Here is a 14,173-nt window from a genome sequence, read left to right on the forward strand (position 1 = left end):
TTTGCGAAGTCATTATAATACAGACTTGGGAATTTCCCATGTTGGTCAAAGCGTTAAACTTTGCGGTTGGGTAAATAGCTACCGCGATCATGGTGGAGTTATTTTTATAGATTTAAGAGATAGAAGTGGTATTATCCAACTTGTTTGCGATCCAAATGATAGCAAAGAAGCTCATGAAATCGCTTCCAATGCAAGAAATGAATTTGTACTTATTGCAGAAGGTACTATTCGTCCGCGTGGCGAAGGACTTGTAAATCCTAAATTAAAAACAGGAGAAATCGAAGTAGTTGTTTCTAAACTTACCATAGAAAATGAAAGTGCCGTGCCTCCTTTTGCTATCGCTGATGAAAGTGTAAATGAAGAATTACGCTTAAAATATCGCTTTTTAGATTTAAGAAATCCTAAACTTTATGAAAATTTTGCCTTGCGTTCCAAAGCTTGTATAGCAGCTAGAAATTCTTTGGCAAATATGGGATTTTTAGAAGTTGAAACCCCTATTCTTACCAAAGCTACTCCCGAAGGCGCAAGAGATTATCTCGTGCCTTCTCGTGTGCATCAGGGTGAATTTTATGCTCTTCCACAAAGCCCTCAGCTTTTCAAACAACTTTTAATGTGTAGCGGTTTTGATCGTTATTTTCAAATCGCAAAATGTTTTAGAGATGAAGATTTAAGAGCCGATCGCCAACCTGAATTCACACAAATTGATGTTGAAATGAGTTTTTGCGAACAAAAAGATGTAATCAATGTAGCTGAAACTTTTTTAAAAGATATTTTCAAAGCTTGCGGCAAAGAAATTCAAACCCCTTTTAGACAAATGCAATACAAAGACGCTATGGAGAATTATGGCTCTGATAAGCCGGATTTAAGATTTGATCTTAAATTTATTGATGTTATTGATATTTTTGCTAAGTCAAATAATGAAATTTTTGCAAATATTGCCAAAGATACAAAGAAAAATCGCATCAAAGCCATACGTGTTCCAAAAGGTGATACTATTTTTTCAAAAAGACAAATGCAAAGATTTGAAGAATTTGTGCGTAAATTTGGTGCTCAAGGCTTAGCTTTTATACAAGTTAAAGAAGATGGGCTTAAAGGTCCGCTTTGCAAATTCTTTAGCGAAGAAGATTTAAATGAGCTAAGCAAACGCTGTGAACTTGAAGTAGGAGATGTGGTATTTTTCGGTGCAGGAGCTAAAAAAACCGTGCTTGATTATATGGGAAGATTTAGAATTTTCTTAGCCAACGAGTTAAATCTTATAGATCCAAATGCCTTAGAATTCTTATGGGTTGTTGATTTTCCTATGTTTGAACAAAATGATGATGGAAGTTATTCTGCGATGCACCATCCTTTTACCATGCCAAAAAATATCGATGAGACTGATTTAGAAGAAATTTCATCTATTGCTTATGATGTAGTGTTAAATGGCGTTGAGCTAGGTGGAGGTAGCATAAGAATCCATAAAAACGATATTCAACAAAAAGTATTTAAACTTTTAAATATAGATGAAGAACAACAAAAAGAAAAATTTGGCTTCTTACTTGATGCTTTAAGTTTTGGTGCTCCACCACATGGAGGTATCGCTATAGGACTTGATAGACTCATCATGCTAGTTACAGGAGCAAACAGCATAAGAGAGGTTATAGCCTTTCCAAAAACCCAAAGAGCGCAATGCTTAATGACAGATGCACCATCGCCTGCTAGCAATGAAGCAATGAGAGAATTAGGAATCAAATTAAGGGAGAATATAAAATGAAAGAATTGTTTTTAATCATAGGTGCACCAGGTAGTGGAAAAACTACCGATGCTAGTTTAATCGCACAAGCAGATGCGACAAATATCACACACTATTCAACAGGAGATCTTTTAAGAGCTGAAGTAGCAAGTGGGAGTGAGCTTGGAAAAACTATAGATAGTTTTATATCCAAAGGCAATCTTGTTCCTTTAGATGTTGTTGTAAATACTATAGTTTGCGCACTAAAAGCTGCTCCAACTAAAACTATTATCATCGATGGTTATCCAAGAAGTGTAGAGCAAATGATGGAATTTGATAAGGTTTTAAGTGAGCAAAATGAAATTTGTCTTAAAGGCGTCATAGAAGTAAGAGTAAGCGAAGAAGTTGCCAAAGAAAGAGTTTTAGGCAGAAATCGTGGTGCAGATGATAATGAAGAAGTATTTTACAATAGAATGAAAGTTTATACAGAACCTTTAAATGAAATTTTAGATTTTTATCAAAAGAAAAAACTTCATTTTATTATCGATGGGGAACGCACTATCGAACCTATCGTTGCAGACATGAAAGAACTGATTAAAAAAATTCAAAGTATATAAGGAGAAAAAATGGATTTAAGCAAAATCAAAATCGGAGATATTCCAAATAAAATCAATGCCGTAATCGAAATTCCATACGGCTCAAGCATCAAATACGAAATCGATAAAGATAGTGGTGCTATCATGGTAGATCGCGTTATGGCTAGTGCGATGTTTTACCCAGCAAACTATGGTTTTGTTGCCAATACTTTGGCTGATGATGGTGATCCTGTGGATATTTTAGTGCTTAATGAATATCCTATCCAAGCTGGAGCCGTGATTCCTTGCCGCTTAATCGGTGTTTTAATCATGGAAGATGAAAGCGGAATGGATGAAAAACTTCTTGCAGTTCCAAATTCAAAAATAGATGCAAGATATGACAATATAAAAACTTACACAGATTTACCACAAGCAACTTTAAATAAAATCAAAAATTTCTTTGAAACTTATAAAATTTTAGAGCCAAACAAATGGGTTAAAGTACAAGATTTTAAAGATGAAAAAGCTGCAATTGAAATTTTAGAAAAAGCAATCAAAAACTACAAATAATCTTAGCCCTTCAAAGGGCTAAACTCAAGGAAAACTCGCAATGAAAAATATCGTTTTAGGTGGTGGTTGTTTTTGGTGTGTTGAAGCCGTATTTGAACGCCTAAAAGGTGTAATCGATACTGAAGTTGGATATAGCGGAGGAAATCCAAATCCTAGCTATGAAAGCGTGTGTAATGGTGATGGTAACATAGAAGTTGTCAAAATAAATTACGATGAAAAACAAATCTCTCTTCTTGAAATCTTAACACTCTTTTTTAAAATTCATGATCCAACAAGTATAGATAAACAAGGTGGAGATATTGGTATACAATATCGCTCAATAATCTTTTACGAAAATGAAGAAGATAAAATTTTAGCTCAAAATTTCATCGAAGAACAACAAAAAATATTTAGCAAAAAAATAGTTACTAAAATTTCAAGATTGCAAACTTACTACAAAGCTGAAAACTATCATCAACATTATTTTATAAATAATCCCAATCAAGGATATTGTCAAGCTGTAATAGTTCCAAAACTGCAAAAAATACAATCAGACTAATTTCATCTTTTTAAGGTTAAAAAAAATTCAACTTTATTCACAGTCTTTTCACGCTGTGATTTTCTTTTCAAAGTACTTAAAAATAGAACTTTAAGCTTTAAAATAAAGAAAAAATTATTTATTGTTTTTTAAGTTTTTTTATGAATTTGTATTTAAATGTGAATAATTTTATTAATTAACATAATTTCCTAAGCTTAGCTATAAAAAATCCATCATAGTCTAAGCTTGGTAAAATCCGTCTGCATTTTGAAATTTCAGCAAATTCTTCACTTTGCCCTGCTTTAGCCTCAACATTTTCCAAATCAATATCTAAAAGCTCTAATTTAAACTCGCTTTTTAAAGCATTCTCTATCACTTCTTCATTTTCTTCCTTGGTAAAGGTGCAAGTACTATATACAAGCTCTCCGCCTATTTTTAATGCCTTTAAAGCAGAATGTAGAAGTTTTTTTTGAGTTTTTGCAATATTTTTGATTTCTTTATAACTTTTTTCCAAATCAAAACCTATTTTAGCAAAAGTTGAACAAGGTGCATCGAGTAAAATTTTATCAAATTTTAAAGGACATAAATTGCCTATATTTTTACCATCTTTCATAAAAACTTTAGCATTCACGCCGTAATTTTTAAGATTTTTTTGCAAAATAAAAAATCTATCCCTACTCATCTCATTGCAAGCTAAATAACCTGTATTTTGCATAAAATTTGCAAGATTGATACTTTTGCCACCCGGAGCTGCACACATATCAAGAACACTTTGCCCTGCTTTGACCTCTAAATTTAAAGCACACAAATAAGAAGAATAATTTTGTATATAAAAGTGCGCCTCGTTAAAAGCTTTCATAGAGCTTAAGATGGCTTTATCTTTGGCGTCAAACAAATAACAATAAGCGTTGATCTTTTTAAATTTTAAATTTTGTTTTAAAAATTCTTTTTCTAATTCTTCAATGCTAGTTTTTAAAGTATTTGCAAATACACAAACATTTTTTTCTTGAGCAAAAGAAGATAAAATATTTTGCATTTCATCTTTAGTATAAAGTTTTTCTATTCTAGAGAGCAAAATAATCCTTTATCATGATAAAAGCGGATAAAGAGTCTAATTTACCATCTTTTTTGCGTGTATTGGCTACGCCGTATCCTAAAGCTTCTTTACTTGTTCCACTTTCATCTACAAAGCAAATTTCTTTATCAAATTCAAGCAAAGATACAAAATGCTTAATGCGTCTTGTCATTTCTTCTTCGCTTGATCCACCCTTAGGAATGCCTACAATGAGTAAAGAAATTTCATGTATTTTAAGTAAATTTTTGATTTCATTAGCGGCTTGATTGCGATTTTTTCTTAAAACTGCATCTAAAGGCAAAGCGATCTTTTTATCTATGCAAAGCGCTACACCTATGCGTTTTAAACCTACATCTAAAGCCAAAGCTCTCATACTAAAACCCTTATAAAAAGCCCTTCTATGGAAATTTTTCCCTCAAGTTCGTATTCATAAACTTTTTGTCCATAAATTTTTAAAGTCTCATCAACACTCACACCTTTTTTACAAAACTCTAAAAATTCATCTTGATTTGTATCTATACATGCAAACTCACTTACAAATTCTTTAAAATCACAAATCAATTTTGCTTTATTTTCCTTTAAAAGTAAATTAGTTGCTGTGCTTTCTCCTAGTCTTTGCGGTAAAACATATAAAGGTTTATTGAGTTCTAAAGCAAGTTTTGCACTTTGCATAGAACCACTTTTTATATCTGCTTGCGCAACTACAACAGCCTTACTTAAAGCAATAACCAAACGATTTCTTAGTAAAAAGTCATAATTTTTTGGCAAATAATCATCTTCATATTCACTTAAAGCCAAAGCATTTTCATAAATTTGTTTAATGATTTTTTCATTAGTTCTTGGATAAATTTGATCTAAACCATTAGCAAAAATACCTATAGTATTTGGCATAGCCGCCACACTTGCGGTGATATCCACACCCAAAGCACCGCCACTTACCACACAAAGATGAGCATTTTTAAGCATACTCGCTAAAGAAAAAACACAATTTTTCGTATAAACACTCATACGCCTTGAACCTATAATAGCAATTTTATCTTGTTTTAATAAAGATAAATTTCCTTTATAGTGTAATTTTTTAGGAGGCTTTTTTAAATCTTTAAAAAGTTCTAAAAATTCATCAGGCAAAATTTCACTTGCCATAAATTTCACTCAAATACACAAGATCAACGCCTTTTAACAAATCCTTACTTTGCTCTAAAGCTTTAAAAGTATTTTTCCTAGGATGTCCTATGGCTATAACAAAACCTTTTTTTTGTGCGAGTTTTACTGCGCTTTCGAGTTGTTTTTTAACATAATTAACATCATCTTCATTATCCAAAAACACATCTCTTTGTATATAAGGCATACTGAGTTCTTTAGCGATTTTATTTGCCTTAGAATTTCCTATAGTTTTAGAATCTACAAAAAATATATTTTGATTTTTTAAAGCCTCATAAAGCTTTCTCATAGCTTCTTCATTGCTTGTAAATAAACTTCCTGTGTGATTATTGATATATCTTAAATCCTTAAAATCTTTTTTAATTTGCTTGATTTTTTTAAAAATTCTTTCTTTGCTATCATTTGGATTTAAAGTATCAAGCTCGGGTTTATTGTAATTAATTGCTGCTAAAGGTAAATGCACCATATAAAAATCAAATTTTAAAGCAAGTTTTGGCGTTTCGATATGGTTTTTATCTGGCGGAAAAAAAGAAGGATTTAACTTTAAATTTAAAGCTTTTAAACCTCTAACCTGACTTGCATTTGCCATATCATCGATAATAATGGCAAGTTTTGGTTTTTTAGAAATTTTATTTAAATGAATATCTTCATCAAAAGTTAAATTTTGATCTTGGGTTAAATTTGTATCTTTTGGAATAAAATTTTGTTCTAAACTCTGATTTTGCTCTAAACTTAAATTCTGCTCCACACTGCTTAAATTTTGCTCATTTAAACTTGTGTTTAAATCATCGATTTCTTGAATTTTTTGCTCTAAAATACTTACAGATTTATTATTATCAAACTCATTCTCTTGAAAAATACCAATTTCATAATGATCTTTATTTGATGAAATTAAATCTTCTTGTTTATCAATAAAATAATCCGGCTTAACAGAAGAAACATCTTGGGAATTTTGATATTTTACTAAAATTCCCAAAGCTAAAGCTATACAAAGTAAAAAAAGTATAGCTATGATTAAATAACGCTGAATTTGAACTAATTTTTTCTTTGACAATGTTTAGTTCTTATCTTTATCTACTAATTTTTTAGCACTGATCCAAGGCATCATAGCACGCAAATTACGCCCTGTTTTTTCTATCAAAGAATCATTCATATTTTTGCGTTCTGCATGCATTCTAGCAAAACCTGCACGGCGTTCTAAGATAAAATCTTTTGCAAAAACACCATTTTGTATATCTTTTAAAACACCTTTCATCGCTTTTTTAGTCTCTTCAGTAATAATCTTTGGCCCTGTAATATAATCGCCGTATTCTGCAGTATTTGAGATAGAATAACGCATATCTGCAATACCACCTTGATAAATCAAATCCACAATGAGTTTCATTTCATGCAAACACTCAAAATAAGCCATTTCAGGTTCATAACCTGCTTCAACCAAAGTCTCAAAACCTGCTTGAATCAAAGCACTAAGCCCACCACAAAGCACAGCTTGTTCACCAAAAAGATCTGTTTCTGTTTCGGCTTTAAAGGTTGTTTCTATAATACCTGTGCGTCCGCCCCCAATCGCACTTGCATAACTTAAGGCTAAATTTTTAGCATTTTTACTTTCATCTTGATGGATGGCTATTAAACAAGGAGTTCCACCTCCTAAAGTAAATTCATTTCTTACTGTGTGTCCTGGTGCTTTAGGTGCTATCATGATAACATCTATACCTTTTGGAGCAACAATTTGACCATAGTGGATATTAAAACCGTGCGCAAAAGCTATAGCCTTGCCTTCACTTAAATTTGGTTTTATTTCGACATTAAAAATATCTGCTTGAATTTCATCAGGAGCTAAAATCATAACCACATCTGCTGTCTTAGAAGCCTCGCTTACACTCATTACTTCAAAACCAGCATTTTTTGCTTTAACAGCACTTACACTACCTTCACGAAGTCCGATAATTACATTTACGCCATTATCTCTTAAATTCATTGCATGAGCGTGTCCTTGAGAGCCAAAGCCTATAATTGCTACTTTTTTTGATTTGATTAAATTTAAATCACAATCTTTATCATAATATACTGTAATAGCCATATTCACTCCTTAAAAATTCAAAAATTAAAGGTATTATTATAGCAATTAAAGTATAAATTTCATATTTTTTTTATAAACTTTATGTAAGAATTTTACAAAAAATCATAAAGTATCAAAAGTGAAAGAATTTTTAAACAATCTTAGTTATGGCATTAACTCTCATGAAGTAAGCAATGAATTTAAACAAATTTTAAGAGAGCTTTTAGCTAATCATATCATCAAAGAACACAAAAACAAATACTATCTTAACAATGGTTTTGCCTTTGGAGTGCTTGATATTTCAAGCAAAGGCACAGGTTTTTTACAATGCTTTGATGAAAGTTTCAAAAAAGATCTTTTGATAGAAAACAAAAACCTAAAAGGTGCAAACTATAAAGATATAGTCGCAGTAAAACTTCTACCTTTAAAGAAAAAACGCCCTAGTGCAAAGGTGATTTTAGTTCTAAAAAGAGCCAATGAAACCTCTTTAGTAATCACCAAAAGGTACGGCGAAGCCGTGCTTGGAATGAATATCAAAACAGGATTAAGCACTGCCTTAAAAGCTTCTCAAAAATCCTTAAAAGCACTACCTTTAGGGACAATTTTAAAAATAGAAAATGAAAATAACAATATCATAGAAGTTTTAGGACATATCGATGATGAAAGCGTAGATGAAAAAATCTCCTTAGCTCTTTTTAATAAAAATAACGAATTTAGCGACGCTTGTATCAAAGAAGCTCTAGCAAACGGCGATAGTGTTGATGCGAGTATGTATGAAAATCGCATGGATTTAAGAGCCTTGCCTTTTTGCACCATAGATCCTATACATGCAAAAGATTTTGATGATGCGATTTATTTTGACATCCAAAAACGAGAAATTTATGTAGCTATTGCTGATGTTAGCGAATATGTTTATGCTTATAGTGCTATAGATAAAGAAGCAAGAAATCGTGGATTTTCTATTTATTTTCCACATATTGCTATACCTATGCTACCGCGTCCTTTAAGTGAAAATATCTGTTCTTTAAAACCTCATTTAGATCGCTTAGCGTATTGTTTTAAAATCACACTCGATCATGAAAATAAAGTCATAAAAGAAGAACTTTTTGAAGGTATTATCAATTCAAAACGCCGTTTTAATTACGATGAAGTTGATGAAATTTTGATACAAAAACCTGATTTAAAAGAGCTTTCATGGCTTTATGAGCTTTTTGAAATCACAAAAAATTTACGCAAAATGCGTCTTAAAAATGCCTTTGAATTTCGCACCGAAGAATTAAGAATGAATTTAGATGAAAATTTAAGTCTAAAAAGCACAGTTTTTGAAAAAGACACGCCTTCGCATAATTTAATCGAAGATTGTATGCTTTTAGCTAATAAAGCCGCAGCAAAACTCATAGATATAGGTGTTTTTAGGAATCACTTAAGTGCTGATGCAAGAAAAATCGATAAGCTTTTAAATGAATTACGCGAACTAGGCATCGATGTAAATTTTAAACCCAATCTTCCTGAACTCATACGCGACATACAAGCTTTAGCCGATGAGTTAAATTTAAGAGCAGAAGTAGATAAACTCATCATCAAAGCACAAAAAAAAGCAGAATATTCTAGCGTCAATGCAGGACATTTTGGCTTAGGTTTTGATAAATATTCACATTTTACAAGCCCTATAAGAAGGTATTCTGATCTTATTTTGCACAGACTTTTAAAAGCCAAACAAAAAAACGATGAAAAACTTTTTAATTATCTACTTTTAAACATAGAAAGCACTTGCGAGAATCTTAGCACACTTGAAAGAGAGGCGGATAAAGTTGCTTTTGATTTTATGGATAGAAAATTTGCTAGATGGGCAGCTAAAAATATAGGCAAAAAATTTAAAGCTTTAGTTGTTCAAAATGATGGAGTTTGCATAGCTAAACTAGATGATGAAATCAAAGGAGCGGATATAATCCTTTATGATACGCGTGTAAATTTGCTAGAAAGTGTTGAAGTGCAAATCATGGAAGCGGATATAGTTATGGCAAAAATTTATGCTAAAATCACCCAAAGACTTATAAAGGAAGAAAATGTATAGAAAAGAGCTTCAAACCCTACTTTCTAAAGATTCAATACCTAATTTTTTCTTTCTTTATGGAGCAGATAATTTTCAAAGCGAACTTTATGCTAACTTTATCAAGAAAAAATGGAATGCTGATGAGACCTTAAAACTTTTTTTTGAAGAATACAACTTCACTCGTGCGAGTGATTTTTTAAGCGCAGGATCGCTTTTTAGCGAAAAAAAATTACTAGAAATCAAAACTTCTAAAAAAATTCCAACAAAAGATCTTAAAATTTTAGTAGATCTTTGTAAAAACAATACGGACAATTTCTTTCTTTTAGAGCTTTATGATGAAAACTCAAAGCAAAGCGACATAGAAAAAATTTTCTCTCCTCATTTTGCAAGATTTTTTAAAGCTAACGGAGCTAAAGAAGGCGTGGAGCTTTTAAGTATAAAAGCAAAACAACTAGGGGTTGAAATCACTCAAAATGCTTTATTTACCCTTTTTACAAGTTTTGATGAAAATTTATATCTTGCTGCGAGTGAGCTTAATAAATTTAGCGGTTTAAGAGTAGATGAAAAAACCATAGAACAATACTGCTATAGTTTGAATACAGGAAGTTTTGAAAGCTTTTTTGAGAAAATTTTAAAAAAACAAGACTTTAAAAGCGAACTTGAAAAAATTTTAGATAATTTTAATGAAATTGCTTTAATCAACTCTTTGTATAATTCTTTTTATCGTTTATTTAAAATCGCACTTTATGCTAAAGTCAATGGTAAAATTGACTTTAAAGATCTTTTAGGCTATACTCCACCTCCTCAAGTGGGACAAAATTTAAGCTCTCAAGCCTTTAGTTTAAAAATCGAACAATATAAAGAAATTTTCACTCTTTTACTTAAATGCGAATACGAGCTTAAAACCAATTCTAAACTCGTAAAAAAAGAATTTTTAATTTCAAATTTGCTTAAACTTGCAAGGATTTTGAAAAGCTAACTCACTCCATCACAAGTCGCATAAGATGTAAGTCCTCACCTTGTGTGATTTTATATTCTATACTTTCGCATTTAGGACACTTAAAAACATTTTCTTCTAAAATGCTTGTTTGATCGCATTTTAAGCATAAAATTTCAAGTGGGGCAAGTTCTACAAAAAGTTTAGCATTTTTACAAATATTTGAGTTTTCTTTAAAAGTTTCAAAACAACGCTTAAAAAGATCCACTTCTATACCGCTTAAACGCCCGATTTTTACATAAATTTCTTGCACATTGCAAGCCTTATTGTTTAAGGCATTTTCTTCACAAAGTTCGATTAAAGATTCTACTATACTTAATTCGTGCATTAGCAAATTCTTGGTAAAAGTTCGCCTTTAGGGCTTTCTAAAAAGCGTTTTGCCCCATAAGCGTTTTTTAAGATCACGCGTGCTTTTTTCTCTTCTAAAACTTCTCCTATAATACTCGCATTTACATTGTATTTTTTTAGAATTTCCAAGGCTTTTAACTCATCTTCTTTTTCCACGCAAAGTATAAAAGTGCCTTCATTTGCAAGCTCATAAGCTTCATAACCAAAAAGCTCACAAAGTCCTAAAACCTCATCTTGAACGATGATTTTTTCTTCAAAGATCAAAAGATCATTTCCGCTTTGCTTTGCCCACTCATTTAAAACCGCACTAAGCCCCCCACGAGTAGCATCTCTCATGGCTACAACCTTTATATCTTTTTCTAAAAGCTCTAAAACCTCTTTATCTAAAGCCTTACAATCGCTTTTAATATCAGCTTCTAACTCATTTCTTTTGATTAAAACACTAGCTCCATGCCTTCCTATATCGCCTGAAAGAAGTATGCTAAGCCCTGCTTTGATATTTTTACTTTCTTTTTTAGAAATAATTTCACCTAAGGCTGTAGTGTTGATATAAATTTCATCTGCCTTACCCTTAGGAACGACTTTAGTATCGCCACAAACTAACATAACTCCACATTTTTCACATTCTTCTTTAATGCTTTTTAAAATGCGTTCTAGTTTTTCTAGCTCAAAACCTTCTTCTAAGATAAGCCCTAAACTTAGATATTTTGGCTTAGCACCCACCATCAAAACATCGTTAATAGAACCACAAACACAAAGTTTACCTATATTAACCTCTTCATCTAAAAAAATCGGACTTAAAACAAAAGAATCCGTGCTTAAAGCCAAATTTCCCAAAATCGCTGCATCATTATTTGCGTTTAAAATTTCATTATCAAAGATCTTAAAAAGCTTAGTTAAAAGCTCGTTCATCTCTTCTCCACCGCCTCCGTGAGCCAAGGAAATATTTTTCATGCATTCACCTTTGAGTATTTATAATACGCTGCACAAGCACCCTCGCCAGAAACCATACAACTTCCTATAGGACTTCTTGGCGTACAAGCCTTGCCAAAAACTTTACAATCATAAGGCTTAGCCAAACCTCTTAAAATTTGCCCACAAATACAGGCTTTGCTTTCATTTTTACTTTGCACCGTACAATCAAATTTTTTACTCGCATCATAGGCGCTAAATTCTTCTTTTAGTTCCAAGCCCCCATCTTTAATAAGTCCTAAGCCACGAAATTCAAAATCACACACCTTAAAGTATTTTTTTACTAAATTTTGTGCTTTAACATTGCCCTCTTTACTTACGGCTCTTTTGTATTGATTATACACTTTAAAAGTACCTTCATTGCTTTGTTTTATGATATTTAACACACTTTCTAAAATATCAACTGGTTCAAAACCACTCACTGCTATAGGGGTTTTAAACTTTGCTGCTAAAGGCTCATAAATACCATAACCTGTAATCACACTCACATGAGAAGGGCCTAAAAAAGCATTGATTTTTACATTTTCATCATTCATGATCGCTTCTACAGGTGCTGGAACTGTGATATGATTGATATGAAAAAAGACATTATTTATTTTTTCTTCTATAACCTTTTGAAGAAGCAAAGCACTCATAGGCGTAGTAGTTTCAAAACCTATAGCAAAAAAGATGATATTTTTGTTTAAATTTTGCTTAGCAATTTCTAAAACCTCAAGCGGAGAATAAAGCGCTCTAACATCAGCCCCTTTAGCTCTTAAATCAAGCAGAGAAATTTCACTTCCAGGCACCCTTAAAAGATCCCCTAAAGTACAAAAAATCGTATCTTTCATGGAGGCTAACTTGATAGCTGTATCAATGCGAACTCTTGGCATAACACAAACAGGACATCCTGGCCCATGGATAAAGTTAATTTCCTTTGGCAAAATAGAAGGTAGGGCATATTTCATGATACTATGCGTATGCCCACCACAAATTTCCATGATATTGATAGGATTTTTAAGTTCTTGTTCTATGAGTTTTTTTAAAGCTAAAATGCTTTCTTTATCTCTAAATTCATCGATGAAATTCATTTAAACCCAAATCTCCTTCATCACTTTTTATCTCTCCACTATTCATTTTTTCTACTATTTCTTGATAGGTTTTAATGCTTTCTAGCGCAGCTTCTTTGTCGATTTTTTCCATAGCAACGCCTACATGGATTAATACATAATCGCCTTGTTTTAAAGGCTCATCAATCAAATCCAAATTAACTTTTCTTTTCACACCTAAAGTTTGCACTAAAGCATTATTTAACTCATCGATTTCTAAAATTTCAGAAGGTATAGATAAACACATTAAAAAAGCTCCTTTTTAAGTTTAAGCACCTTATACCAAAGCTCCATATTGGTGCCATTTTTTGCATCAAGAGTGATAATATCTGCTCTAGGATTTAATTCTTTAATCAACTTAGTCGCCTCTTTAACATCAAAATCAAAATGATGAGCCAAATCTGCCTTTGTGATTAAAACTATATCAGCCTTTTTAAACATCACAGGATATTTTTGCGGTTTATCACTTCCTTCGGTTACTGAAAGCAAAACTACATTTAAATGCTCTCCTAAATCATAACTTGCAGGACAAACCAAATTTCCAACATTTTCTATAAAAAGCAAATCCACATCATCAATGGCTAAATGATGCAAAGCCTCATGCACCATAAAAGCATCCAAATGACAGCTTTGCCCTGTAGTGATTTGATACGCCAAAGCTCCAGCATTTTTTACTCTTATAGCGTCATTATTGGTTTCTAAATCCCCTTCAATCACAGCAATTTTAAGTTCATTTTTCAAAGCCTTGATCGTGCTTTCTAAAAGCGTGGTTTTTCCGCTACCTGGAGAACTCATTAAATTGATACAAAGCGTGTTAGCCTCATTAAAATGCGCTCTATTGTGTTTAGCTTCTTCATCATTTTTGCTTAAAATTTTAGAAATCACTTCTATGGTTTTACTTTCTTTTAAACTTGGATTTTCATGGTGGTGATCGTGATGATGATCATGCGTATGGCTTGAATTTATAGAACAGCCGCAATCTTTACACATTTTCTTTCCTTTTATATTTTTTGTTTCATTTTAACCTTAAAAGCATTAAAAAATTAT

Annotated in this window: 16 protein-coding genes; 6 read left to right on the forward strand and 10 right to left on the reverse strand. The window is 31.9% G+C overall.

Annotated elements, in window-relative coordinates; all coding sequences use genetic code 11:
- Position 1: 1 nt before the first annotated feature.
- Genes aspS through msrA form a run of 4 tightly spaced genes read left to right on the forward strand, consistent with a single transcriptional unit; the run spans position 2 to position 3,394 of the window.
- Positions 2–1,753: an aspartate--tRNA ligase gene (gene aspS, locus ELQ10_RS03905; RefSeq protein WP_012006668.1), complete on the forward strand. Its 1,752-nt coding sequence runs from the start codon at positions 2–4 to the stop codon at positions 1,751–1,753.
- Positions 1,750–2,328, forward strand: a complete 579-nt coding sequence (locus ELQ10_RS03910) for an adenylate kinase (protein WP_002855137.1) — start codon at positions 1,750–1,752, stop codon at positions 2,326–2,328. Before aspS ends, ELQ10_RS03910 begins: the two co-directional genes overlap by 4 nt.
- A gap of 9 nt (positions 2,329–2,337) precedes the next feature.
- Positions 2,338–2,856, forward strand: a complete 519-nt coding sequence (ppa, locus tag ELQ10_RS03915; protein ID WP_134250215.1) for an inorganic diphosphatase — start codon at positions 2,338–2,340, stop codon at positions 2,854–2,856.
- A gap of 40 nt (positions 2,857–2,896) precedes the next feature.
- Complete coding sequence (gene msrA, locus ELQ10_RS03920) at positions 2,897–3,394, forward strand: peptide-methionine (S)-S-oxide reductase MsrA (protein ID WP_002876697.1); 498 nt, start codon at positions 2,897–2,899, stop codon at positions 3,392–3,394.
- 175 nt (positions 3,395–3,569) lie between these two features.
- On the opposite strand, the gene ELQ10_RS03925 is transcribed toward msrA, so the two are convergent.
- The 5 genes from ELQ10_RS03925 to ilvC are packed head-to-tail and all read right to left on the reverse strand — an operon-like array spanning position 3,570 to position 7,689.
- Positions 3,570–4,409, reverse strand: a complete 840-nt coding sequence (locus tag ELQ10_RS03925; RefSeq protein ID WP_011812724.1) for an RsmB/NOP family class I SAM-dependent RNA methyltransferase — start codon at positions 4,407–4,409, stop codon at positions 3,570–3,572.
- 28 nt (positions 4,410–4,437) lie between these two features.
- On the reverse strand, positions 4,438–4,821 hold the full coding sequence (gene ruvX, locus ELQ10_RS03930; protein ID WP_002852281.1) for a Holliday junction resolvase RuvX: 384 nt from the start codon (positions 4,819–4,821) through the stop codon (positions 4,438–4,440).
- Complete coding sequence (locus ELQ10_RS03935) at positions 4,818–5,591, reverse strand: DNA-processing protein DprA (protein ID WP_134250216.1); 774 nt, start codon at positions 5,589–5,591, stop codon at positions 4,818–4,820. The genes ruvX and ELQ10_RS03935 overlap by 4 nt, the downstream gene beginning before the upstream one ends.
- Positions 5,581–6,663, reverse strand: coding sequence for a divergent polysaccharide deacetylase family protein (locus ELQ10_RS03940; RefSeq protein ID WP_004309026.1), 1,083 nt, complete (start codon positions 6,661–6,663; stop codon positions 5,581–5,583). The genes ELQ10_RS03935 and ELQ10_RS03940 overlap by 11 nt, the downstream gene beginning before the upstream one ends.
- A gap of 3 nt (positions 6,664–6,666) precedes the next feature.
- Positions 6,667–7,689, reverse strand: a complete 1,023-nt coding sequence (ilvC, locus tag ELQ10_RS03945) for a ketol-acid reductoisomerase (protein ID WP_002921147.1) — start codon at positions 7,687–7,689, stop codon at positions 6,667–6,669.
- A gap of 118 nt (positions 7,690–7,807) precedes the next feature.
- On the opposite strand from ilvC, the gene ELQ10_RS03950 reads away from it, so the two are divergent.
- Positions 7,808–9,742 carry a ribonuclease R family protein gene (locus ELQ10_RS03950; RefSeq protein ID WP_134250217.1) on the forward strand — a complete coding sequence of 645 codons (1,935 nt, stop codon included), beginning with the start codon at positions 7,808–7,810 and terminating at the stop codon, positions 9,740–9,742.
- The gene (gene holA, locus ELQ10_RS03955; protein WP_134250218.1) at positions 9,735–10,700 is read left to right on the forward strand and encodes a DNA polymerase III subunit delta; all 966 of its coding nucleotides are present in this window, start codon (positions 9,735–9,737) and stop codon (positions 10,698–10,700) included. The genes ELQ10_RS03950 and holA overlap by 8 nt, the downstream gene beginning before the upstream one ends.
- Position 10,701: 1 nt before the next feature.
- Here holA and hypA read toward each other — a convergent pair whose 3' ends face one another.
- From hypA to hypB, 5 genes are read right to left on the reverse strand one after another with little or no spacing between them, the layout of a single operon-like run.
- Positions 10,702–11,046, reverse strand: a complete 345-nt coding sequence (gene hypA, locus ELQ10_RS03960) for a hydrogenase maturation nickel metallochaperone HypA (protein ID WP_134250219.1) — start codon at positions 11,044–11,046, stop codon at positions 10,702–10,704.
- Positions 11,046–12,020, reverse strand: coding sequence for a hydrogenase expression/formation protein HypE (gene hypE, locus ELQ10_RS03965; protein ID WP_134250220.1), 975 nt, complete (start codon positions 12,018–12,020; stop codon positions 11,046–11,048). The genes hypA and hypE overlap by 1 nt, the downstream gene beginning before the upstream one ends.
- Positions 12,017–13,108, reverse strand: a complete 1,092-nt coding sequence (gene hypD / locus ELQ10_RS03970) for a hydrogenase formation protein HypD (protein WP_002859978.1) — start codon at positions 13,106–13,108, stop codon at positions 12,017–12,019. Before hypD ends, hypE begins: the two co-directional genes overlap by 4 nt.
- Positions 13,092–13,373, reverse strand: a complete 282-nt coding sequence (locus ELQ10_RS03975; RefSeq protein ID WP_002776342.1) for a HypC/HybG/HupF family hydrogenase formation chaperone — start codon at positions 13,371–13,373, stop codon at positions 13,092–13,094. The genes hypD and ELQ10_RS03975 overlap by 17 nt, the downstream gene beginning before the upstream one ends.
- A complete protein-coding gene (gene hypB, locus ELQ10_RS03980) occupies positions 13,373–14,116 on the reverse strand; it encodes a hydrogenase nickel incorporation protein HypB (protein ID WP_134250221.1) in 744 nt (247 codons plus the stop codon). Before hypB ends, ELQ10_RS03975 begins: the two co-directional genes overlap by 1 nt.
- Positions 14,117–14,173: the final 57 nt, after the last annotated feature.

The organism is Campylobacter sp. US42a (assembly GCF_004379055.1).
GTDB classification, from domain to species: Bacteria; Campylobacterota; Campylobacteria; order Campylobacterales; family Campylobacteraceae; genus Campylobacter_D; species Campylobacter_D jejuni.